The organism is Ruegeria sp. J8 (genome assembly GCF_056531925.1).
In genome coordinates this window covers 220,336-242,521 of sequence record NZ_JBQFMR010000003.1, presented here as the reverse complement: position 1 = coordinate 242,521, position 22,186 = coordinate 220,336, and the positions used below count along the sequence as shown (strand labels likewise).

The following is a 22,186-nucleotide window of genomic DNA, read 5'->3' as shown; positions in this document are numbered from 1 at the left end:
TAGTTGTTAGAAAGATAATATTGGGCTGATTCAATTCTGCAAGGCACTAGGCCCCGGACCGCCGGAAAAGGAGCCGTAAATGCCCAGCGTCCTAGAAACTCTGTCCAGCAATCTGCTGGTGCCCACCATTTTGTTTTTTGCCTTGGGGCTGGTGGCCGCGTTTGTGCGCAGTGATCTGTCCATCCCGGCGGGCGCGGCCAAGTTCATGTCGCTCTACCTGCTTCTTGCCATCGGGTTCAAAGGCGGCAGCAACCTGGCCGAGCACGGCATCCACATGGACCTGTTCCTGACGCTTCTGGGCGGGGTGGCGCTGTCCTTTGCCATCCCCTTCGTCGCTTTCGGGCTGTTGCGAGTGATGACACGGTTGGACAGCCTGAACGCAGCCGCGGTTGCAGGGCATTACGGCTCGATCTCGATTGTGACCTTTGTGACAGCGACCAGTCTGTTGGACCTTGTCGGGCTAAGTCATGACGGGTTCATGGTCGCCGTCGCCGCCGCGATGGAGGTTCCGGCCATCCTGTCCGCCCTTTGGCTGGCACACCGGTCCAATGGCAATGGCGTAAAGGATGACGGGTTGTGGCGTGACCTGTTGGCCAACGGCTCCATCGTTCTGCTGACCGGAGCGTTCCTGATCGGGGCTATCACCGGCGGTCAGGGGATGCAGATGATTGCGCCCTTCATCGTGACGCCATTTACCGGGATTTTGTGCCTGTTCCTGCTTGATATGGGTCTGTCGGCGGGGCGCAGCCTGCTGAGCAATCGCGACAAGCTGTCGGTCGGCCTGTTCGCCTTTGGGGTCCTGATGCCCCTGATCGGCGCGATGATGGCCTGGGCCGTGGGCGCGCTGATCGGTCTGTCCGAAGGCAGCCTGTTCCTGCTGATGGTTCTGTCCGCCTCGGCCTCATATATAGCGGTGCCTGCGGCCATGAAAATCGCCCTGCCCAAGGCGGAATCCGGGATTTACCTGACCCTGTCTCTGGGCGTGTCCTTCCCGTTCAACATCACCGTTGGCCTGCCGCTTTATCTTTGGTGGGTGATGTAGGCAGGTCAGTTCACCAGCAGAACCGCCTCAACCCGGCGGTTCTGGTCGCGGCCCTCGGGCGTGGCATTTGAGGTCATGGGGGCCAGATAGCCAATGCCGCGCGCCTCAAGACGGTTTCCGGCAACGCCGTGCTGTTCGATCAACCGCACGCGCACAGCCTGCGCACGCCCCGTACTGACCGAAATGTTCGCCTCGAGCGTACCCGTATCGTCGGTATTGCCCACCAGCGCCAATCGGACGTTGGGATTGTCGGCCATATAAGACGCGATCAGCGCCAGCGAAGGAAACGGGCCTTCGCCCAGCGTGATCTCACCGGTTCTGAAATGCAGGTCTTCAAGGATAACGTGGCCATTCTGTTCCAGTGCGTCCAGTAGCCCGTCTGTCTGCTTCACCGTTTCCTCAACGACCAGAGGCGGCGGTTCGGGCGCGTCCACGGGCGTGACACGGATCATCTGCACATATCCGTCGGGCGGATTGCGGCTGACCAGCAGGCTCAGCGCCTCATCCCCACGGGTGGCCGAGAGAAAGCGATAGTCCTGAATGGCCACGTACATATCCGGGGTGGGCACGACCTCGGTTCCAAAACGGAAGTCGAAACCGCCGCAGGTGATCGCGTCGCATTCGAAGATGATGTCAAAGCCCTGATCCATGATCTGTTGACGCAGTGGGGCCAATAGCTGCAACGTGGTGCTGGACCCTGATTGCAGGCGCCATGTCAGGCGCTCGACGCGGCCCTCGACTGTGAGGGCAGGGACTTTGCCAGTCGCGAATCCGCCGGTGGGCAAGTCATAGCTGTCCAGCGGACTGACTCGTTCGCTGACCAGTCGCGAACCCGACGGCAAGGCCACATCCTGCGCCAACGCAGAACCAGCCAGACATAGCGATATCAGGCCCGCGCGCAGGATCATCGGGCCTGCGCGAAATAGGCGTCGTTTGGCACCATCGCCGTGGCGCTGGCGACCCGGTTCGACATGTTGAAAAAGCCGGCCACATTGACAATGTCCCAGATATCACGGTCGCTGAAACCCGCATCACGCAGGTTTTGGCGGTCCGGTTCTTCAATCTCAGCGCTGGCATGGGTCATCTTGGCCGCGAAATCCAGCATCGCCCGTTGCCGCGCTTCCAGTGGAGCGATGCGATAGTTCATCGCCAACATCTCACCCAGTTGCGGATCACCCGACATCTGCCGCACCGCCGCTCCATGCGCCACAAGGCAATAAAAGCACTTGTTGATGGCCGAGACGACAACCGCAATCATCTCACGTTCCAGCTTGGTGACGCCGCTTTCGGCCAGCATCAGATCGTTGTACATGGTGGTAAAGGCGTTCAGCTTGTCGATGTCAAAGGCATAGGCCCGCAACACATTGGGCACAAAGCCCAGCTTCTCCACACAGATATCGAAATACCGCTGGGTTTCCGCTGGTAGGGGATCGACCATCGGCAGGTTCAATGCAGTCGGCAGAGAGGGATCGGTCACGTCAGGTTTTTCTCCTTAGATAAGCTGACGGTAATGGTATTCTCCGGCGATCTCCATCCCCAGCGCATGATAGAGACCATTGGCCCCATCATTGACCTTGGTGCAAATCACACTGAGCGTACGCGCCCCCTGTTCTTGCGCCCAGAAGGCCGCCGCTCGCATCGCCCATTGACCCAGCCCGTGACGGCGGTGTTCCGGCAGGATTTCCAGCGCGTGGACCATGGCGACACCGTCGTGGATAGCGACAAACGCCGTCCCAGCCGGTTTGTCCACGCGACGCATCAGCAGGCCAGTTTTCGGCCCCGACGCGCGTTCCATCACCGCAAGCCGTTCCGGGCCGATGCCGCCTTTGGCCCAGATCTCGACCATGATGGCCAGCGGGTCCCAGATGGCAAAGGCAGTCACCCGCGGAACAGGGATGTCGGTCAGATGCGCCACCGGGCAGGTGTAGATGTTGACCGGGTCCAGCACGTCATACCCCCGATCCGAGAGCTGCTGATCCAGCGCCTCGTCCCCCGGTCGCAGGCAAAAGATGCGTTTCTGCCCCATCGCCAGCATCGCGGCTTCGGCAGCGTCGATCTGTGCTTCGGTCGCGGGTCCTCGCGCGCTGGCCGCCGACACGCGTGATCCACCGCCCTGCCCTTGGCGCAATTGGAATGGGCCCTGCTTCGTGTACTGCGCGGCAGGCCATGTGCCATCGACGATGTTGGCCCAATCGGTCAAAGCTCGAACTCTTTCGCCAACCGTGTGACCGCTGCATCAACTTGCGCCCCGTCGGTACCGCGCACCACGATATTCGCGCCAAAGGCCCCGTTGATCTGAAACGGATAGCTGCCAATGGCCAGATCGGGAAAATCCGCAGCCAACGCTGCCAGCGGCCCCGCGATATCGCCCTCGCCCCGATGCACGCGCAGGGTCTGCGACAAAAGCGGGCTGCCGCCGGTCAGGCCGGGCAGCACACTGGCCACCATCGCCTGAAAGACCGAAGGGACCCCGGCCATGACATGCACATTCGCAATCGTGAACCCCGGTGCGGTCGAGACCGGGTTGTCGATCAGCGTGGCCCCATCCGGGATGCGCGCCATGCGCAGGCGGGCCGGGTTCAACTCCAACCCGGAATTCTTGTAGTGCGCTTCAAGCAAAGCGCGCGCGTCGGCACGGATATCAATGGCCGCGTCAAAGGCACGCGCGATGCAATCGGCGGTGATGTCGTCATGGGTCGGCCCGATACCACCGCTGGTGAACACATGGTCATGCGCTTGGGACAGCGCCTTAACGGCGGCTTCAATCGCCGGGGCGTCATCGCTGACGATACGCACTTCTTTCAGGTCGATGCCCTGCTTGGTCAGCTCACCCGCTAGATAGTGCATATTGGCATCGCGCGTGCGGCCCGACAGGATTTCATCTCCGATCACCAGCATTGCAGCGGTTGGATTGGCCATGGCGCATACCCCCTCTTGATCGACCGTTGGGGCAGGTATAGGCCCTAGGCCATGCGATTTGAAACCCCTCTTGTCCCCGCCCGCCTGATCCGCCGCTACAAACGCTTTCTGGCCGATTGCAAGCTGGAGGACGGGCACGAAGTAACCGCCCATTGCGCCAATCCCGGCTCAATGATGGGTCTGGCCGAACCAGGCCAGAAAATCTGGTTGGAGCCCAATGACGACCCCAAGAATTATCTATGGTTAAACTGCAATCGTGATAAAAATTCATAATTATATTCATATTATCAATAACTTAGAAATAACCTGCGGAACTCGAGATCAATTCACCAATCTAATGAGCTGCCCCGACCCTCTCTCCCTCAATTGTTACCCCTCATTTGTTCAGGATATTGAGCGTATGGATTTCTTGTTCATCCGTTTCGTTTCGTTTTTTACTAAGCGCGTCGGTAGTGGTGACCGCAAATTACTCATAGGCTCGTTGCGCACACTATAGCTGCCTGAACCGATGACCACATTCTACTAAGGCTCGCCTGGTTCGACGTAAAAACACTTCCTCCCATAGTAGCCTGCAGACTTTTGGAATGCCCTGCTCGTGAACCCTGTTCTATACTACATTTGGAAGAGGAGACGTTTTTAGGTTATGGCCGCGCGCGGAGCCCTCAAATAGCGCAGCGAGTGGCCATAACCGGGTTTCAGGTCAAAACAGTGCTTCAGCAGAGCCAGTTTGTCTGGCGTCATGTCTTCAAGCAACCGCTTGAGCTTGTCGTTCTCGTTTTCGGACCACGTCAACTTGGCAGCACGTGACATCTCCTCGCCGCCATTCTTCGACTTTTTTACTCTGCCTTGGGCGAAACCACGATTGGGTGCACGCTTCCGACGTCGGCCTCCCCGATTTCTGGTCGCAACTTCAATTTCAGTAAAGCTGCTCTTTCTCATACTTTTTCTCTCGCGGATACTCGAACTAATTCACAACAAAATACTCCAAGTTTCAGAAACGGCTCGTCAGGCTTGAACTACTCTGTTTTGACTATCTATGGTTAGGTAGGAGTGTGTCGATGTTGCGCTTGGTTTCTTCAGATCACCCTAATGGGAAGTCAAAGTTTACTGTTTGGAAAGAGAGTGGCGACCTAAACGTTTTCGCCACCGCTTTTTTGGTCGATCATTCACAAGATCCACTGAATACTTCTCGAGCAGACTTTGAGGCCATCAAGCGTCTTCATATCATTGCCGAGCTGTTCGACATCACAGATTTCGAGCACCGAATTAGTTATGCAGCTGGTCTATCAAAGGTTGAGCTAAAGAGCATCAACGATGCCTTTCAGTTTAAGACCGAGGACTTATCCGCTTTGCTTGAACAGAAACGCCAAGGGATCATCAGTCTGGACCTTTTTCGACAATTGGACCATCTGGTTAAAACAAGCAAATCGACACAGCTCGTAAGAAAAAGTTCTCTAAGAAAGTACTTCCGTTGGCTGATGAAGCACGGAAATGCCGTACTTGATCGGTATGTCACAAGCAAAACCGAACTCTCAACCAGACAATTGCTTCCAGACTTGGTCTCTGAACAAATCAAGCTTCCAAAGAGAACCACGTACAACCAGAGATCTAAGTACAATCCAGTTGATCTTTCACAGTTAGAAGAATTTGTGGAGAGTTATGACCCCTATCAAGTCTGGTCAGATCCGGTAGTAGCACTGCGCAACAGTGTGATGTTTGATCTGCAGTATTTTGGCACGTTGCGTCAGAGTGAGGTATTGCTCCTCAAGTTCCAAGACATTCATCACTCTCGGGGTAATCACCCGAACCAAATAACCATAGAAGATAGAAGGGAAGATCCAGAAGACCCCAGGAAGATTAAACCAGCGGCCAAGACTGGACGTGGGCACATTACAATTCCAGAGGAGTCGTTCCAGCGACTTGAGCAATGGAAAGACTCCTACAACGACATTTTCGATGATGCGCTGGACCTCGGTCTCGATGAGAATGTAGCGCACAATTTTTTGTTCATTGGCACCTATCGGCGAAAAAGAAAGTTTTATGGTCGCCCACTGTCAATTCCAGGGTACGTAAGCGCATTCTCTGATCTTTCGAAAGCTGCTGGGCTACTTAAACCCGGAGGAAGCCACGCCCTGAGGCATCTGTGCGCGATGCGATATGTTCGGCGGCGCAGATTGCGCGGCGACGACATCGAGGTAATTCGACGTGATATGCGCCAGTTTTTCCGTTGGTCTCAAAATAGCCAAATGCCCGACTACTACACCTCTCACGAGAACCATGGCGCACTCTATGACGACCTCTCCGCCGAGCTTGCAAAGGATAACTAATTGGGCCGAAGTTTCACAAACAATCCATCTTTAAAAGAGCTCGTTCAGGCGCATCGTTCTATAGAAAGCCGGTCTGGTTTCACTATCAACGTTCAAGATGATGTCTGGAAACTCCTTGGCGGCAGCATCCACTTTACCTCGATCAAAGACTTTGTTTCACAAAGTTTCTTGAAAGAACTGAAATTTTGCTTCTCGGATATCTGTGAAAGCGGTCTCGCCGACAGTACCGTTAAAGGATTCAATTTTGCTTTAAGCGACCTATTGCGCTTCACACACCAAAAAACTGGTGTGACAATCGAGGCCATTTCCGACCATGAAATCGCCTCTTGGTATGAAAGCGCCGCGTCTCCTGATTATCCAGGTAGCCTCAAGATGTTCATTGTTAATTCCAGAAAGGCAAGCGGTTCAAGATTTCCGAAAGTCTCAGACAATATTCTTTCCAAACTCAAGAAGCGAAATCGGGAAGCAGAATTCGTCGTGAACTTGGATGCCGAAAGAGGGCCTTGGCTGGAGACAGAGGTTGTTATCCAAGACACTGCTATCGAACGCGCCTACACTAAGGGAGAATGGACATCCGAAGTGTATCTAATTGTCCAACTACTAAGATTTTATGGTATGCGGATAGGTTCTTTAGCGCGAATGAAAATTGGGGATGTTCACGTACCAACAATCACTAAGCAGTCAAAACCGCAACTTCGCTGGCCTTTTTTGAAGAACGACAAAACCCCCGAAGAAGCTCTGTTCTGGCCCCTCGGCGGTACACTTCTTTCGGCGATGGAAGACTATCTCGCGCAACGCCTTTCTGGAATTCCTCCGAGGGACTGGCACAGCCTACCGTTATTCACGCCTGAAGGCCTACCTGGATCATTTCCCGGAAAGGGTTACCCCGCCTCAGGATCAAAAGAGGTTGGTTACGAGGGCCATGCGCGGGAAAGCTCTTTGGCAGCCCGTTTTCGAAGCGCGATGAACTCTTTGCGTCTTACGACAACTCGTACAGGAAAAGAGAAGCCGATGAAGTTCACTCCCCACAGAGAGCGTCATACTGTTGGTACAAGACTCGCTCTAAAGGGCTATTCAGCAGAGCAAATCGCTCTCTTTCTCGGCCAAGTTTCAGCGGAAAGTGCGGCACCCTACGTGGAACTGGCGGTTCTTTGCATGCAACTTCGAAACCCCGCTTTCTACAATATGATGGATGAGGTCGGAGCGCTCTATTTGAACCCGGCAGTAACTCGAAATCAGATCACAGAGGGGTTTGACCCCGTTGTTTCGATGGAAGCCAGCACAGAAGACAGACTTGCTTTGATCGGTGCAGGAAAATGTGGAGACTGCATTTTTGCAGGCTCTTCTTCTGCCGCCGAGCCATGGCCGTGTTTTTCTTGTCCAAAATTCCACGTTTATGAAGACGCAGATTTGCAGCCTCTTTGGGATGTATTGCAGGAACGCCAGGCATTCATGAGCGATGAAGATGGAAATTGGAATAGCCGCTTTGACCCTGACATCAAAGCACAATTTCAAAGATATGAAACATTGCTCGTCAGCACAGAAATGCATCGACTGAAGGAAATTGAAAGACGCGGAAACCTTGAAAAGGTCAGCCAATGAAGGACGCGCCACCCACAAAAAACAATACGTTTTTAGCGCAGTGGTCACCTTCAAAATCGTGTGTAGATTTCATCGAAGAGACAAAGAACAGCCAACTCGCACAGTTACCAGATTTCCCTGCGTGGGACAAAAGCACTTGGGACTTGTCAGCATTCACCAATCGCTCTTCTTTGGCGGCCCACAAAGCCAATATCTCGTGGCATTTTGTGAGCTCTACCAAAGAAAACAGTCGGATACCCGATCCTTGGTCCGATCTGTTAAAAGCACTTATGGTACGCAAGCTCACGTCAAATATGGGCAAACCACTTCTCGCAGGTGGCACTGTTCGAAACTTCGGATTAGAGCTTAGAAAATTTGCAGAAGCTTGTATTGCATCCGACTTGAAGGACGTTACCGAAGTTTCAAAAGAATTTGTTTCGGAATTTGTTACTCTGAGAAACTCTGGGAAGTGCATAGTCGCAATAAACTTTGTTGTTAATCAGCTCACAAAGAGTGGTTGCGCGCCGCAACTTGAATCTTTGAAGCCGTTTCGGCAAGAGATAGGCTCTTCTCAGCAGGTCAGGCCATCTAACGTAAAACCGATCAACTGGGACGATTTTGTTGCGTTAGCTGCAACATATCAGCTTTTGGAGCCCGACAAGAGTCGACTGAACAAGCATGCTGACTACGACTACATGCTTGTTTACGCCATGTTGGCCAATCTTCTTGCAGCAGCACCCGCACGCATTTCGGAGCTTTGGCGTCTTCCTGCGGATTGTTGTGTAATTAGCTCACCTTTAGAAGAATTTGGGGAGCAGATTGATGACGAAAAACTGGATTTTAAGTTTGGGCTTTGCTGGTTCCCCGTCAAAGGTGGAAGGCCTGTAGTGAAGCCTATACCGGCAGCAATGCAGAAGATCGCACATCGCTGTATCGAAGTTTTAATGGAGTACAGCCACGAGGCGCGGAAATCAGCAGAGTTCATAATCAACAACCCAGGTGTTATACCGATCCCTCTTGGTTGCGACGATATCCGTGACTGTCGTGATACGGGCGTCATCTCGGCTGCACAAATACATCGGCTGTTAGGAACAGACGGGTCCCGACCTCTCGGGGAGATAGGTGAATGGAAAAAGTTCCGAAAGACCAAAGCGTCTCGAACTCGGACAGGTAATTCTCGAACTAATCAGTACGCTAAGTATTGCTTCCGTACATTTGAAAAGGAGTGGTGGGATATCTTTCTCGCCAAATTTAAGAAGTCTTTTCAATCTGAATGGCCCTACGTTGTTAATGAAGAAAACTACCAGCTGCGTGCCGACAAAGCACTATTGTTGCTTTTTAAAGGGCAAATCAGTTCGACGGCAGTGAACAAATCCAAACTTTTTTTTGACACACCATCCGTATCTACGCTGGGTAACCTTCTAAGAAAGCATGCTCAGAACAGAACGATTTGGGAACGCCTGGAAATCACTTTGCCGAATGGTCAATCCCCAGAGATTTCGACGCACCAAATCCGCCATTTCTTGAATACCATAGCGCAACGGGCAGGAGTTCCAGAACCGATAATAGCCATGTGGTCAGGCCGCGTATCTATTGCACAAAATGCAACCTATGATCATCGAACTGATTCCGAGCGTTTGAGGCAACATGGCTATCATGTGCAGGACTACGATCATGCTCAGGTTGACGACCTCTTGGCACGCCAAGTTGATCAAGCATTTGTTGGCAGCATAGGCCTCCCTTCTGCTCACGTCCTCAACGCGCAAGACGAAACAATCAAAGATCTTCAAAGACGTAGATTGATCTCAGTTACTCAGATCGGGTTTTGCGTTGGAGATACCCGCTCTGAGCCATGCCCACATGCCATGGGGTGCCTGAATTGCGCCCGCTTTGTGGTCTGTAAGGGAGCGGAAAATGCAAAACGGTTCGTTGAGCAGAAAATCACGGCTTTGGAGAAACAATTAACAGTTCTCAGACACCACCTTGAACAGGAAGGTGGAGTCCGTATTCGAAACAAGCACATTGTCCCACATCTCGAAGAGCAGATTGATGGAGCAAAAGATATGCTTCTCTACTTGAATGACCCGAACGTCGAGGATGGCGCCGTAGTCCCGCGGGCAGACTATTGTGGTGCCCTCGATGGTTCTTTCAGTGCTCGTGTAGAAAGTTTTCTGATGGAGCTTCAGAAGTTGGATGAACAAAAAACAAGGCTCGTTCATGGCAAAGAATAATCGTTCCATGTCTGAAGAAGAAATCAATTTGGTTATCGAAATAATCAAGCGCTTCAGGTCAAAACCTACTTGGCCTGAAATCAACAAGAGAGCAAATAAAGCAGGTATCGAGTACAGCCTCAGAGCAATTCAGGCAAAAAACAAAATCGTGACCGCCTACAAGGAAAAAGTCACCGATTTCAAAGCCAAGAAAACGTCTAAAAAAGAGGCGAGAGAAGACCTTGGGCTACCCACCGATAACAGGGCCCTTCAAGCAGAAGTTCTTAGGCTTCGAGCAACTCTTGAAGACGTTGAGGCACGAAATCGAGAACTGGAGCGAACTTTGGAAAGCATCCTTGCCTCTGCGCTAAAACACGATATTCCGCTTTCCTCTTTGGATCGCCCAATCCGGAAATGAAATTGATAGGAACACCCAATCTGGGGATACCTCACATGGTGAGCAATGGTTCGCCAATTGTAATTTCACTCGGGTGAATCCGTGTGGTGTAAACCAGCTGCTCCACCCCCTGCATCTTTGCGCTTTCACAGGCGTGTGCGTAGACAGGATCAATATCTGCGGCTATCTGAAAACGGTGGCAATCGGTGCGTTGCACAAGATATAGCATCACTGCTCGGTGCCCATTTTGAGCTACCTTGGCCAATTCTCTAAGATGTTTTGTGCCACGTTTAGTAACGCTGTCAGGAAACTCCGCGAGCCCTTTCTGTCGCATAAGTGTGACGCTCTTAACTTCAACAAAACAGTCAGGCAGACCATTCTGTTTTAGAAGAAAGTCAACGCGGCTGTTCTGGCCGTACTTCACTTCTGGAAGGATTGTTTTATATTTCGACAACTCGGAAACGCTCTGCACCTGAAGCGCAGCGCGCAATACATGGTTGGCAACCGAAGTGTCTACACTGCTGAAGTGGCCGTTGTCGTGTTCGATCAAGCGCCAACCATAATTCAACGTCTTCTTAGGGTCATCGTTTGGCTCCAACCAAACCTTCATTCCTGTTTCGGCCAACCCTAACATAGAGCCCGGATTTGGGCAGTGAGCAGTGATTTCTTTCCCATCCTGTAAAATGCAGTCAGCTAAGAAACGTTTATAACGGCGAACCAAAGTGGCCGAGATCAGCGGAGTTCGAAACTTCATTTCATCAACCTACTGCACTCCCTTGGACTATCAAAGTACCCTTGCCGTCGAGCCCAACTCATCCTCTTGCGCGTTTCGCGCGACCCACTTACGACCCTCTTCGACCATGAACCGGAACGCCAGGGATTCCTCGAATGTCTCATGCTTGTCTGACAGGGCTCGCGGAACATGCTGAAGCCCGCCAAAATCGACGAGATGATCCCATCTGGCCCGCGTTGCAGGCCCCATTCGCTCAAGACCTATGAACGTCTTTACCAGAACGCCAAGGTTCTTGACCGGCGCCCCTTCATAGGCGCGCGCAGGCAAAAGCGTGTCGCAACAAACCAGCCCAGCCTCCGCGGGAACGAGGAACGGGCCCTCGTGCTGCCGTATATTGGCGATACCGGCCCAGTTTATCGCTCGGCCAAACACATCCATCAGGCCCTTGACGCTCCGCACGCCGGCATCCTGGATTGACCGCTCGACCGCGTGCAGGCTGATCGCGGCGACGCCGGCATTTGTCTGAATGTCTGTCGGCATACCGCGACCCATCGGGTCCAGCGGGGCCTGAACCGCCAGTCGCGCCGTGTCGACAGAAACCGAGAGCATTTTCTGCTTTCTGTCATATCCCTGTATCCCGGGCCGCAGATACATCACCTTCAGCGTCCAATACTCATCGAAAGCCATGGCGTCGAAAACCAAAGGCTCATAGGCCTTCTTCAATATTCTGCAGCTTTTCTGTCTGAGCTTCAGGGTCTTGGACCCCGCATTGATGATCGGCTTTCCGAAGTTCCTTGCTGTGATCCTTTCGATCTCGGCGAACAGCTCCCTCGCTATCCCTTTGGCCAGACTGTCATCAATCTTGTCCGGCAGATCACTGCTAATCGGCATCTATCACTCCGAATGGGAAATTATCCTTGTTTTCCGTAATATTGGCGGAAGGCTCAAGACCCAAATTGCAGAACCAAACCTTGATACGTTTTACAGTCGTGGCTATGGTTCATTCTATGGGCCGGAATGTAGGAAAAAAACGAAAAGCGGCGCAATATGATCGCAAAAGTCACTCCCAGTGAGGACGCATTAAGTGCTCTCGGTGAGTCGAATGAAACTCTGGTAGAACTCGGAAAAGCGGCGCGGACTATACTCCAAAACCGTCGCCAGACACTCCCCAGCAAGCAAAGCTGAGAGAGGTTTACCGCCAGATGTAAGACACCGCGAACGCGTTTGCGTCGCTTCTCAAAATCATTGAGAAAGTTTGAGTGCAGCAGCCCAAAGAAATTCGCGATCCAATCTCGCTCGTGAACTCCGAAGGGAGAAAACAAAGTCGGTTTGCGAGACTCACAAACGAACCCTTTTCGCTAATTTTCCATCAGAACAGCCTGAACACAGAAAGATGATTTTGTGCAATTTCTTGCGACCTCGGGGATCCCTAACGCCTATACAGTGCCTTCATCCCGAGCGTCCAAACTCTCGAGCCAAAAGCTACGCACCCTCAGTTTGCGTGTGCACATGTAACAACAAACAGTGTCCTGCTTAAAAGGAACTCGCGTTTCATGCGAGGTATGGAAGAATGGATTTGTTTTGGACAACTACCGGAAGAGGCGCGCGAGGCGCATCTGCAGCTTAAAAAGTGGGTACCGCCAGAGCAACCGACGACCAATCCTCTGCTCGAGCCCTGGCTTTTTCTCAAAGAGTTCTTTCATCATCTCATCGGGTGTCATAGCAACAGAGTAGCACAGTTTCACCCGTTTGCGAATTCCAACGATCAAAGACACTCGAACCGATGCTCACGAAGCAGCAATTCTTACTGCGGTCGAGTATCATCGTCGCGCAATTGCCGAGGTATCGAGCGAAGATGAAGAAGGTGGCGTCAGAGACCGCGGCACTGAAGACACCCGAGCAGCTTTCAAGCAGCGCGTTAAAATCACGAAAACTCGTCTTTCTTAGCTCTGACGCGATTCTCAGCAAGTGGATGCCCGTTTCGCTCATGCCATTCTGACTGCGCAGAAAACGCAGCACGGTTTTCATCAAACCAGGCTTGCCGGTATCTTTCCAACAATGGCCCTTTTTCCTCCAGACGTCGGTGTTCATTTTCAACACCAGCCTGCGCTTCAAAGATCCATTTCTTATCTGTCATCGAACCAGACACCGCTTGCATCGGAAACTACAATCGAACCCTCGGTAGTACTGCGCCTAAATTTCGATCTAAGATCCTCGGGCAACCGGTTCAGCGCATCTTCGACAATATCGACAAGCTCGTTTCGATCAATTGCACTTCCAGGCAGTATTTTGAGATTGAGATACTCAATTACATCTCGCCCAGAAAAGCCCAACGGGCTAACAAAAATCAGATCCGGGTCAATGCTCTTGCTGCGGCGCTCAGCGAAAAACTTTTCGGCTTCAACTGTCGGAGTTGCCAACTTGCGCGCGAACCCATCGAACCAAACATCATATTCCTGTTCTGTCAGATCGCTGGGGGAGATTTGTCCATCGAAGGCAGCTTTGACCTGATCACCGAGATCTGACCCACGCACCAGGTTTCCATCTTCATCGAAACCGACGCCAAGGCCCTTTCGCCGCCGTTCTTCAAAAAAAACTCGCTCTCTCGGCCCAGGATTGGTCACCTTCTCCATGAAAAACGTATCCCAGGCCTCCTGCTCCTCTGCAGTGAGATCATCTGGCGACAACTTTCCGTCAAGCGTAGCTTTCACTCGCTCATTGACGCCGTTGTTTCCCTTGTGTTCTCCTGTCATCTCACACGCCCTTTGCGGCAAATGATAGTACAATAGAGTTGGTAACACTACGCAGGCATTGCGTTACCACGAACTGGCTCGCCCGCAAAAAAAACAGGGAGACTTCAAGTGAATGCGATCGAAACAGCATTCAACATCGCCGGTGCCAGCACAGTAGTAATTGGCGTCCTGTACGCACGGCATCTTCTCAATACTGCCGGTCGTGACCATTCGCATGATCCGGAACTCGTCAAGCAGTTCCGCGAAACAGCACCGTATCACCTTCTCGAAGATCTGGTAGCCGACTAAATGAATATTTTTATTGATTTCGAAGCATCGTCGTTCAGCCCCCAATCTTGGCCTATTGAGGTTGGGCTGGCATGGCTCGAAGGCAGCAAGGTCATTGTAAAGAGTCGACTCATACGCACGCGAGCAGGTTGGGATCCTGCTGATTGGGATCCGAAATCCGAGGCCATTCACGGTCTTCCGTATTTGAGCGTTCTCAGCGCCGGATTGGACGCTGACGCCGTCAGCCAGTGGCTTCTGGATATTGCACGGGAAAACAGCTTGATCTCAGATGCGCCCGAGTATGATCAACGTTGGCTTGACCGATTGCTCGAACGGCCCGGTCCGCAAATCATGGATTTCGACCAAGCTGTATGGAATGCATTTTCGGATGACGGGAATCCTGCCACCTCCCGCGTGGCCCGTGTTTACAAAACTAAAGCGAACCGACCCACGACGCACCGCGCTGGACCAGACGCGGCCGACTTGGCTTATGCGTGGCGTGCCGGGACAAAGAAATGAGACAGCTCCAACCAGCCTTTCTGGATGCCAGGTCTGCAATCTTCTGAGCGCTCATCTTCCTGGCATTCTGGGTTGAGCATTTTTGAGCTATCTGCAATGCAAAGACTGCGAGTAACAACAGCTTGGGCGCGGTATTGCGAACGTGCATATCCCAAGCTCGAAGGGCACACTTTTTCACGCCCTGCACCGTACAATACTATGGTGCAGTGTCAGAAATCGTCATCCACTTCCCTGTGTCGCACTTGAAATGCCCGCTGCAGTAGAAGAGCATTTTTCTGTCTCTGCTCATGCAGCCGCGGGCTGACAAATCGCGGATCATACTCTTCGGGCTCATACAATGGAACGCTTAGCATAGCGGCAACTGCAAATGTCTCGCCGATTGGTACGCACAAATCTCCGGCTTCTATCTGCTTTACTTGTAACGCCGACAATCCGGCTTTTTCGGCAAGCATTTCGACTGACATCTTATGCTGAAGCCGTACTTCCTGTATCATCAAACCGAGTATCTCAGCTGCTTCTGCGGCCATTTCATTGTGTCTGCCTTCAATAGTGCCTTGGGTATCAATAAAGTCAGGAGGATTTCCAAGTTGTCCGTCAAGAATGCCAAGTTTGAGCTTCTTGTCGGTCTGATCTGGCATCTCAATCTCTGCTTCAGCTATTGGTCAAATCAAAAAACCTCATTCGCCCGGCTTAAGTCAAAAACGTCTACGCATGACCTCTTTTGCCCATCCGTGCTCCACCATGGGGACTGTTCCCGCCGAATCCCTTTGTCGGTTTGATTGGCACCGCTGCGGAAATGCGGAAACTGTTTAGTTCCGTTGTTAATTAAAACGACGCGTTCAAGCAAAGCCGGGTCTGGGATTTCAAGTGCTGTTTCGTAGAGCGCTCGAGACATACAGATCCCAGCTCCTTGATCGACACATACATATCCCTGAATGGCATCTCTAAACAGATGCATCCAACGGTTCTCTTCCAATCCCACTTGCTCTGCTGCCAAGGTTGTCCAACCCAGTGGGGATATCTCCAAAGCCTCGCACTCTTCACCACGAAACTGCTGGCTTCGGCATCGGAATTTCGTGGCGTGAGCAAGCTCCTGCCCTACCAATAGAAGTGCTCCTTCAAAGCTGGTGCACCCATTGATTTCAAGTTCCAAAAGCGGGCGCAGGAATGGGCGATCGAGAAGGCTCGTTACGAAACGGCGCGCCAAAGGTTGCGGAATGCTCTTAACGATGACTTCGTCTCGGGCCTTTCTTGCCGCCAAATCCGCCAAGGCTATGAAATTCAACGAACCACCTTCAAGCACTCGTGTCGCTCCAGATCTCTTTATCTATTTTTTAGATAATCTAAAATCCAGATTAGGGATCGTCAAGCACACAAATGTTTGGCGGTCATGTCAAAAACTATTAGAAGCAGTGGGCACAAAGCTTTGTGCCAAGCCATTGTAGACGCAAGGAAGCGTTCAGGATTGTCGCAGGAGCAATTGGCCGAAAGACTACATTGCCAGCAATCCTTAGTGGCCCGAATAGAAAGCGAAGAACGCCGTATAGATGTTGTTGAGCTTATTGTTATTTGCAGGGCTTTAGGCGTCGAGCCTGAAGAAGTTTTAAAAACTACCGAAGCTGCCACGCGGCACGATCATTATCTTTAAACTTATCCGAAAAAGACCAAAACAAGTTGGCTCCTTGTCTGGAACATGCGGAAGCACGTTTATCTCCAACTTTCAGAACAATTATTTGGGACCAGAAATCAAATCGAGGATGCAAAGACTGATGGGCAAGACAACGTTGCAAGTCAGGAAGTGGTTTGTGCCGACGATGCCAAATTAGACCTTGGCCCAGTTGAACTCCGAAACGTCTCCTACAAGACACACGCATTTGGTGTTTCGGTGCCGCCCACCGGGACAACGAGGTACCGAGTGATGTCGTCGACCCTATGTTGGGACCGGATGTGAAATTCTGGAAGCCCGAAGAAAAAATAAACTGGCCACACCCCGCAAAACTGGCATGGCATCAGGACAACATTTTTTTCCAAATGGCCGCCGAAGGTTCCGCTCCTTGGGAATAAATATTAGCTTGCGAATATGAAAAACTTAATTTCCCGCGGCATATCGAAGGCCCTTGGCCGTGGCAGACCACAGCCACTCGAAAACTCAGAGGCTATTCTGGAGGAAATTAAGAGTACTCAAATGCCACGGGAAAAATCCAAAATCTTGTCGCGCTGTCTGTCGATTGATTTGGAAGTTGATCCCAAGGAAGCCAAGTTGTTTGCCTTTGCAGCCGTGCCGGAAGGAGATGGAGAGGGGATTATTCATCGGAAAGGCGATCCGAAGGCCGCGCTTGAAAAGCTCGACTTGTTTTGCGCCGGTTTCGCACATGTCATTGGGCACAATATTCTGCGCCATGACCTGCCGCATCTCATGGCGGTCTCACCGCGCTTCGCAAAGCTCGCGGACGGACCGATTGACACGCTGTGGCTCAACCCCTTGGCGTTCCCGCGCAATCCCTATCATCATCTGGTCAAGCACTACCGTGATGGACGACTTCAAAGTGGTCACGTCAACGATCCCGAGCTCGACGCGCGTCTTGTTTTCGAGGTTCTTCGCAACCAGATCGAAGCCTTCGTATCGCTGAACACGTTGTCGCCAGAAACGATGATGGCCTATCACTGGTTGTGCTGCCGAGGTCCCGGTAGCGACGGATTTGATCGGTTGTTCAGCGACGTGCGCGGGGCGCCTATCCCGACAGAAGCAGAAGCGCACAAGGCCATTCAGAAGTTGCTTAAAGACTTGGCCTGCGGCGCGCAGGTGGACGGCTTGCTCGAGCGGCTCTCGGACACTGGGCTGGGCTGGCCGATGGCATATGCCCTTGCCTGGATTTCGGTCGCTGGTGGGGATTCTGTTATGCCGCCTTGGGTGCGGGCGCAATTCCGTGACGCAGCACGGCTCGTCAAAGACCTAAGAGATACGAATTGTCGTGATCCGCATTGTGCCTATTGCGCAGAGCACAACGATCCCACCCGTGCACTCGAACGCTGGTTCGGCTTTCCAAGTTTCCGCCCGGAGCCAATCGACGAGGACGGACGCCCGCTTCAAGAAAAGATTGTGGCGACGGCCATGGAGGGCGACAACCTCTTGGGTATCCTTCCAACGGGCACGGGTAAGTCTATCTGCTATCAGATTCCCGCGCTGTCTCGGTTCGACAAGACCGGGGCATTGACCGTCGTTATTTCGCCGCTTGTGGCGCTGATGGCGGACCAGGTTCAGGGCTTGGTTCGGGCCGGAATTTCCTCGGCGGTTACGATAAACGGGCTATTGTCTTTGCCTGAGCGTCAGGATGCGCTTGACAAGGTGCGGCTTGGGGATGCTGCGATCCTTTTGATTTCGCCCGAACAACTGCGCAGCACAACAGTTCGATCCGTTCTGGCACAGCGCGAGGTGGGGCTGTGGGTGCTGGACGAGGCGCACTGCGTGTCTAAATGGGGGCACGATTTCCGACCCGACTATCGCTACGTTTCGCGGTTTATCAAGGAAAGCTCAGCCGATGAGCCGGCTCCGGTACTTTGCTTGACCGCAACGGCAAAGCCGGACGTCGTGCAGGACATCCGCAGTCATTTCAAAGAGCGGTTGGGGTCCGAACTGGCGTTGATCGATGGTGGCGCGTCGCGTTCAAACCTGAGCTTCCAGGTGCTGCCAACGCAGCGGGCAACCAAGATGACCGATATCCTCGACACGATCGAGGCCCAACTTCCTCGCGAGGGCGTGTCTGGGGCGGTCGTCTATTGTGCGACCCGAAACGCTACAGAGCGCGTGGCGGAGTTCTTAAAACAACAGGGCATCGCCGCTGAACGGTATCACGCAGGCCTTAGCGCCGATGACAAGCGTGAGATTCAAGAGGACTTCCGCGTCGGCAATCTGCGCGTGATCGCGGCCACCAACGCCTTTGGGATGGGGGTCGACAAGCCGGACGTCCGTCTGGTGGTACACGGAGACGTGCCGGGGTCACTGGAAAACTACTTGCAGGAGGCGGGTCGCGCCGGACGGGACCGCGAGCCTGCAAACTGCGTCCTGTTGTTCAATACAGAAGACGTTGATCGTCAGTTCAGCCTCAGTGCGCGTTCTCGACTCGCGCGGCACGAAATCGGCGCGATCCTGAAGGCGCTTCGGCGTCTTGATGCTCGGACAGGAAAAGGCGGTGAAATTGTCGCAACACCCGGTGAGATCGTTCATGAGGAGAAAGAACGAGATTTCCAGCGGGACAGCAATACCGACGATACGCGAGTTAAGACGGCCGTCGCCTGGCTGGAAGAAGCCCATCTTCTGAACCGCGAAGAAAACCGGGTGCAGGTGTTCCCCGCCTCGCTCCGAGTAATAAGCATGAAGGAGGTCCGCGAAATCCTTGCATCCGCTGAGATCACCGAACGGCGGCGCGAGGATCTGGCCGCCATCGTGCTGCATATCATTAACGCGCCGCAGGAAGAGGGCATCACCACGGACGAGCTCTGCGGGGTCACTGGACTGACGATGTCGGGCGTTCGCAAAGCTTTGGCGGATCTCGAGGCCCTGGGGATTGCAAAGGATGATACAAACATCACCATCTTCGTACATGTGCGTGTCGAGAATGCCTCGCCGAAACGCTTCCAAGCGGCATCCCGGTTGGAAGCTGACCTTATTGCGACCCTTAGAGAGCAAGCACCAGACGCGGACATCAATGAGGCTTTGCCCTGCCATCTGGCCTCAGTGGCGCAGGCCCTGCGGGAGCGAGGACACGCCTCCGTGCGGCCCGATATTGTCGAGGGGCTGCTCCGCGGGATCGCGCAGGATGGCCGCGACATGGATGGCGGCAAAGGCAATATCGGCCTGCGTAAGGTGTCCAAAGGCAGTGTCATGGTACGAATGCAAAGATCATGGGGAGTAATCGAACAGACCGCTCAGCTTCGCCGGCAGGCCGCAGAGCGTTTGGTTTCTTACTTGATCAACAAGGTTCAGGCTGGCCTACGTGGGAAAGATGTTCCTGTCGAGACCACGCTTGGCGACCTTCTTGCAGCGATCAACAGCGATGCGCTGTTGCGGGCATCTGTCAATGATCCAGCAAAGCTGATGGACCGGGCGCTTCTGTGGCTGCACGAACAGCAGGTGGTGACTCTGGGCAAGGGATTGTCCGTGTTCCGCTCCGCCATGACGTTGCACATCAATCGGAAAGGCGGCACTTTTACCACCCAACATTTCGCGCCGCTCGAAGACCACTACTCTGAACAGACCGTCCAGACCCACGTGATGGCGGCATATGCGAGCAAAGGCATCGACGATATCGATCAGGCCCAGCGGCTCGCGCATGACTATTTCGCAATGGATCAGTCCGACTTCATGAAAGCTTGGATGCCGGGGAAAATTTCGGAATTCAGACGGCAGGCAACGCCTCAGTCCTATGCCGAGATCGTCGACAATCTGGGGAATTCTACACAAGAGCAGATCGTGCGTGACGACCGCGAACAGACCAATGTGCTTGTCCTCGCGGGGCCGGGATCGGGCAAGACCCGCGTGCTCGTCCATCGTGTCGCTTATCTGGTCAGGATCAAGCGCGAGGATCCAAACGGTATACTGGTGCTCGCCTATAATCGTCACGCGGCGGCCGAGATCCGGGAACGCTTGCGTCTACTGATCGGCGAAGATGCTCGCTTCGTGACGGTCTTGACCATCCATGCCTTAGCCATGAGGTTGATTGGCGCGAGTTTCGCCGGACGGGTGGCGGCCGATGAACCTGATTTCGAGACGCTTCTGATCGATGCGGCACGTCTCTTGCGTGGCGACGGGCTGGACAAAATCGAGGCCGAAGCCTTGCGAGAGACCTTGATCCAAGGGTTCCGATGGATTCTCGTGGACGAATATCAGGACGTTGGGCCCGAGGAATACGCCTTGATCGCCGCGGTGGCCGGTCGCAGTATCGACGACCCCGATCAACGGATCAGCCTGTTCGCGGTCGGCGATGACGACCAGAATATCTATGCGTTTGCCGGCGCATCGGTGCGCCACATCCGGCAATTCGAACAGGATTATTCAGCCAAGCCGGTCTTTCTGACCGACAATTACCGCTCGTCGAAAAACGTCATCAGCGCAGCGAACGCCGTGATCGAAGGATCTCGGGAACGTATGAAAACAGGGCATGGGATTACTGTCGACAAATCGCGGCAAAAGGACCCCGCCGGGGGTATCATGGAAAGCCTCGACCCGGTTGCGCAGGGGCGGGTCCAAATCCTTGGCTGCCCAGCCGGAAATGACGCTCAGGCCCTTGCGGCGGTCAACGAGATGATCCGCCTGTCAAAACTGATCCCGGATTGGAGCTGGAAGGGCGCGGCAATCATTTCTCGTGATTGGCGCAAGCTTCTGCCGGTCCGCGACTTTGCCGAGGCACATGGAATTCCCGTCGAAATGGCGAACGAAAACTTGCCAAGTGTTTGGCGTACCCGTGAGATGCGGACGTTCATCGACGGCCTTCGCGAGAGGCACACAGCCTTGGTCAGCTTGGGTGATCTTACGGAAACCCTGAATGCGATACCCACAAGCCGTTGGACTGACCGGATCGGCGAGGGACTCGGCCAACTTGCGCGTGAAGTTGATGGCAAGGCGCTCCCGAGCACTGACGTGATCGAATGGTTCGCTGAATGGTCGAAGGATTCATGGGGCGAGCAGCGCGGCCTCAAATTGTTGACGGCGCACCGCGCGAAGGGACTCGAATTCGATGATGTCGTGATCATGGATGGAGGTTGGGAACGGCCTTCGCGAAACGAAGATCAGGACGCGCCGAGGCGATTGTTCTATGTGGCTATGACACGTGCGCGGCGCAATTTGATCGTCATGAGCAACGACAATCACGAATACCTTCCCAGCGTGTCGCCTTCCGTTGTCACGCGGCAAGTGGTGCCCGACTTGGGGACAGTCCCTGGCCCACGCAGGTTCTTTCAATCGCCCGAAATGAAGATGGTCGACCTGTCATTCGCAGGACGCCAAGGAGTTCGGCACGTTGTTCATGACGCGATCGCTGAAGCGCAGGTCGGCGCGCCAGTCAGGCTCTCCAGTGTCGGAGATCGCTGGCAGATCGAGGATCTTCAAGGGCGGGCCCTCGGGCGGATGGCAAAAGCATTCTCGCCCCCGATTGGCGCGAAATTTGTCACCGGCGAGATTGCGGCCATCATACACTGGCGTAAGGAAGATGCCGATGAGAGTTTTCATCACCTGATGAAACGCGACAGGTGGGAAGTCGTTGTGCCAGAGCTTGTCTTCGAAGAGGTCAAGAGGACTGAAAGGGTTTTCGGAAAGCACCAGAACGGCAAGTAGGGCGGCAAGCGGGAGTTCGCTGCGGATAGCATGGAGGTCTCCTTTCCCATCGATTGCTCCCCGCGAAGGGCTCGCCGGTTCATGCATCTCTTCGGCATTACCATTGGC

Annotated in this window: 20 protein-coding genes and 1 pseudogene; 10 read left to right on the top strand and 11 right to left on the bottom strand. The window is 53.5% G+C overall.

Features of this window, described 5'->3' with window-relative positions; all coding sequences use genetic code 11:
• Window positions 1-79 precede the first annotated feature (79 nt).
• The gene (locus tag ACR0L1_RS07855) at window positions 80-1,042 is read left to right on the top strand and encodes a sodium-dependent bicarbonate transport family permease (protein ID WP_170785158.1); all 963 of its coding nucleotides are present in this window, start codon (window positions 80-82) and stop codon (window positions 1,040-1,042) included.
• 5 nt (window positions 1,043-1,047) lie between these two features.
• On the opposite strand, the gene ACR0L1_RS07850 is transcribed toward ACR0L1_RS07855, so the two are convergent.
• Genes ACR0L1_RS07850 through ACR0L1_RS07835 form a run of 4 tightly spaced genes read right to left on the bottom strand, consistent with a single transcriptional unit; the run spans window position 1,048 to window position 3,961 of the window.
• Complete coding sequence (locus ACR0L1_RS07850) at window positions 1,048-1,950, bottom strand: OmpA family protein (protein ID WP_170772849.1); 903 nt, start codon at window positions 1,948-1,950, stop codon at window positions 1,048-1,050.
• Window positions 1,947-2,519, bottom strand: coding sequence for a peroxidase-related enzyme (locus ACR0L1_RS07845; RefSeq protein WP_170772851.1), 573 nt, complete (start codon window positions 2,517-2,519; stop codon window positions 1,947-1,949). The genes ACR0L1_RS07850 and ACR0L1_RS07845 overlap by 4 nt, the downstream gene beginning before the upstream one ends.
• Before the next feature lie 15 nt (window positions 2,520-2,534).
• The gene (locus ACR0L1_RS07840; protein ID WP_480858099.1) at window positions 2,535-3,242 is read right to left on the bottom strand and encodes a GNAT family N-acetyltransferase; all 708 of its coding nucleotides are present in this window, start codon (window positions 3,240-3,242) and stop codon (window positions 2,535-2,537) included.
• Entirely contained in the window at window positions 3,239-3,961 is a 723-nt protein-coding gene (locus tag ACR0L1_RS07835; RefSeq protein ID WP_170772855.1) for a competence/damage-inducible protein A, read from the bottom strand. The genes ACR0L1_RS07840 and ACR0L1_RS07835 overlap by 4 nt, the downstream gene beginning before the upstream one ends.
• Before the next feature lie 51 nt (window positions 3,962-4,012).
• Here ACR0L1_RS07835 and ACR0L1_RS07830 point away from each other — a divergent pair.
• Window positions 4,013-4,201, top strand: a pseudogene (locus ACR0L1_RS07830) (DNA/RNA nuclease SfsA); the annotation flags it as partial.
• 396 nt (window positions 4,202-4,597) lie between these two features.
• Here ACR0L1_RS07830 and ACR0L1_RS07825 read toward each other — a convergent pair.
• Entirely contained in the window at window positions 4,598-4,771 is a 174-nt protein-coding gene (locus ACR0L1_RS07825; RefSeq protein ID WP_480858098.1) for a hypothetical protein, read from the bottom strand.
• 248 nt (window positions 4,772-5,019) lie between these two features.
• Between ACR0L1_RS07825 and ACR0L1_RS07820 the strand changes: the two genes are divergently transcribed.
• From ACR0L1_RS07820 to ACR0L1_RS07805, 4 genes are read left to right on the top strand one after another with little or no spacing between them, the layout of a single operon-like run.
• Entirely contained in the window at window positions 5,020-6,288 is a 1,269-nt protein-coding gene (locus ACR0L1_RS07820) for a hypothetical protein (protein ID WP_480858096.1), read from the top strand.
• Window positions 6,289-7,890, top strand: a complete 1,602-nt coding sequence (locus ACR0L1_RS07815; protein ID WP_480858094.1) for a tyrosine-type recombinase/integrase — start codon at window positions 6,289-6,291, stop codon at window positions 7,888-7,890.
• Entirely contained in the window at window positions 7,887-10,100 is a 2,214-nt protein-coding gene (locus tag ACR0L1_RS07810) for a hypothetical protein (protein WP_480858092.1), read from the top strand. Before ACR0L1_RS07815 ends, ACR0L1_RS07810 begins: the two co-directional genes overlap by 4 nt.
• Window positions 10,087-10,497: a hypothetical protein gene (locus tag ACR0L1_RS07805; protein WP_480858090.1), complete on the top strand. Its 411-nt coding sequence runs from the start codon at window positions 10,087-10,089 to the stop codon at window positions 10,495-10,497. Before ACR0L1_RS07810 ends, ACR0L1_RS07805 begins: the two co-directional genes overlap by 14 nt.
• A gap of 31 nt (window positions 10,498-10,528) precedes the next feature.
• Here ACR0L1_RS07805 and sfsA read toward each other — a convergent pair whose 3' ends face one another.
• From sfsA to ACR0L1_RS07785, 4 genes are all read right to left on the bottom strand, one after another.
• Window positions 10,529-11,230 carry a DNA/RNA nuclease SfsA gene (gene sfsA, locus ACR0L1_RS07800; RefSeq protein ID WP_480858088.1) on the bottom strand — a complete coding sequence of 234 codons (702 nt, stop codon included), beginning with the start codon at window positions 11,228-11,230 and terminating at the stop codon, window positions 10,529-10,531.
• Window positions 11,231-11,260: 30 nt separating this feature from the next.
• On the bottom strand, window positions 11,261-12,100 hold the full coding sequence (locus ACR0L1_RS07795; RefSeq protein WP_480858086.1) for a hypothetical protein: 840 nt from the start codon (window positions 12,098-12,100) through the stop codon (window positions 11,261-11,263).
• A 1,033-nt stretch (window positions 12,101-13,133) separates the two neighbouring features.
• Window positions 13,134-13,346, bottom strand: a complete 213-nt coding sequence (locus ACR0L1_RS07790) for a type II toxin-antitoxin system CcdA family antitoxin (protein WP_480858084.1) — start codon at window positions 13,344-13,346, stop codon at window positions 13,134-13,136.
• Window positions 13,336-13,962, bottom strand: a complete 627-nt coding sequence (locus ACR0L1_RS07785; protein ID WP_480858082.1) for a hypothetical protein — start codon at window positions 13,960-13,962, stop codon at window positions 13,336-13,338. Before ACR0L1_RS07785 ends, ACR0L1_RS07790 begins: the two co-directional genes overlap by 11 nt.
• Before the next feature lie 108 nt (window positions 13,963-14,070).
• Here ACR0L1_RS07785 and ACR0L1_RS07780 point away from each other — a divergent pair, with 108 nt between their 5' ends.
• The gene (locus ACR0L1_RS07780) at window positions 14,071-14,250 is read left to right on the top strand and encodes a hypothetical protein (RefSeq protein ID WP_480768452.1); all 180 of its coding nucleotides are present in this window, start codon (window positions 14,071-14,073) and stop codon (window positions 14,248-14,250) included.
• Window positions 14,251-14,748 carry a hypothetical protein gene (locus tag ACR0L1_RS07775; RefSeq protein WP_480858080.1) on the top strand — a complete coding sequence of 166 codons (498 nt, stop codon included), beginning with the start codon at window positions 14,251-14,253 and terminating at the stop codon, window positions 14,746-14,748. It begins immediately after the preceding gene.
• 209 nt (window positions 14,749-14,957) lie between these two features.
• Here ACR0L1_RS07775 and ACR0L1_RS07770 read toward each other — a convergent pair whose 3' ends face one another.
• Window positions 14,958-15,386, bottom strand: coding sequence for a helix-turn-helix domain-containing protein (locus tag ACR0L1_RS07770; protein ID WP_480858078.1), 429 nt, complete (start codon window positions 15,384-15,386; stop codon window positions 14,958-14,960).
• Window positions 15,387-15,415: 29 nt separating this feature from the next.
• On the bottom strand, window positions 15,416-16,051 hold the full coding sequence (locus tag ACR0L1_RS07765; RefSeq protein ID WP_480858076.1) for a hypothetical protein: 636 nt from the start codon (window positions 16,049-16,051) through the stop codon (window positions 15,416-15,418).
• A gap of 87 nt (window positions 16,052-16,138) precedes the next feature.
• Between ACR0L1_RS07765 and ACR0L1_RS07760 the strand changes: the two genes are divergently transcribed.
• On the top strand, window positions 16,139-16,396 hold the full coding sequence (locus tag ACR0L1_RS07760; protein ID WP_480858074.1) for a helix-turn-helix domain-containing protein: 258 nt from the start codon (window positions 16,139-16,141) through the stop codon (window positions 16,394-16,396).
• A gap of 537 nt (window positions 16,397-16,933) precedes the next feature.
• Window positions 16,934-22,078, top strand: coding sequence for a RecQ family ATP-dependent DNA helicase (locus ACR0L1_RS07755; protein WP_480858072.1), 5,145 nt, complete (start codon window positions 16,934-16,936; stop codon window positions 22,076-22,078).
• Window positions 22,079-22,186 lie beyond the last annotated feature (108 nt).

Bases quoted from the DNA above. Each gene is read 5' to 3' on its own strand.
- ACR0L1_RS07775 (WP_480858080.1), top strand. From the start codon at position 14,251: ATGAATATTTTTATTGATTTCGAAGCATCGTCGTTCAGCCCCCAATCT.
- ACR0L1_RS07805 (WP_480858090.1), top strand. From the start codon at position 10,087: ATGGCAAAGAATAATCGTTCCATGTCTGAAGAAGAAATCAATTTGGTT.
- ACR0L1_RS07835 (WP_170772855.1), bottom strand. From the start codon at position 3,961: ATGGCCAATCCAACCGCTGCAATGCTGGTGATCGGAGATGAAATCCTG.
- ACR0L1_RS07790 (WP_480858084.1), bottom strand. From the start codon at position 13,346: ATGACAGATAAGAAATGGATCTTTGAAGCGCAGGCTGGTGTTGAAAAT.
- ACR0L1_RS07855 (WP_170785158.1), top strand. From the start codon at position 80: ATGCCCAGCGTCCTAGAAACTCTGTCCAGCAATCTGCTGGTGCCCACC.
- ACR0L1_RS07825 (WP_480858098.1), bottom strand. From the start codon at position 4,771: ATGTCACGTGCTGCCAAGTTGACGTGGTCCGAAAACGAGAACGACAAG.
- ACR0L1_RS07820 (WP_480858096.1), top strand. From the start codon at position 5,020: ATGTTGCGCTTGGTTTCTTCAGATCACCCTAATGGGAAGTCAAAGTTT.
- ACR0L1_RS07785 (WP_480858082.1), bottom strand. From the start codon at position 13,962: ATGACAGGAGAACACAAGGGAAACAACGGCGTCAATGAGCGAGTGAAA.
- ACR0L1_RS07850 (WP_170772849.1), bottom strand. From the start codon at position 1,950: ATGATCCTGCGCGCGGGCCTGATATCGCTATGTCTGGCTGGTTCTGCG.
- ACR0L1_RS07795 (WP_480858086.1), bottom strand. From the start codon at position 12,100: ATGCCGATTAGCAGTGATCTGCCGGACAAGATTGATGACAGTCTGGCC.
- ACR0L1_RS07755 (WP_480858072.1), top strand. From the start codon at position 16,934: ATGCCACGGGAAAAATCCAAAATCTTGTCGCGCTGTCTGTCGATTGAT.
- ACR0L1_RS07760 (WP_480858074.1), top strand. From the start codon at position 16,139: ATGTCAAAAACTATTAGAAGCAGTGGGCACAAAGCTTTGTGCCAAGCC.
- sfsA (WP_480858088.1), bottom strand. From the start codon at position 11,230: ATGAAGTTTCGAACTCCGCTGATCTCGGCCACTTTGGTTCGCCGTTAT.
- ACR0L1_RS07810 (WP_480858092.1), top strand. From the start codon at position 7,887: ATGAAGGACGCGCCACCCACAAAAAACAATACGTTTTTAGCGCAGTGG.
- ACR0L1_RS07770 (WP_480858078.1), bottom strand. From the start codon at position 15,386: ATGCCAGATCAGACCGACAAGAAGCTCAAACTTGGCATTCTTGACGGA.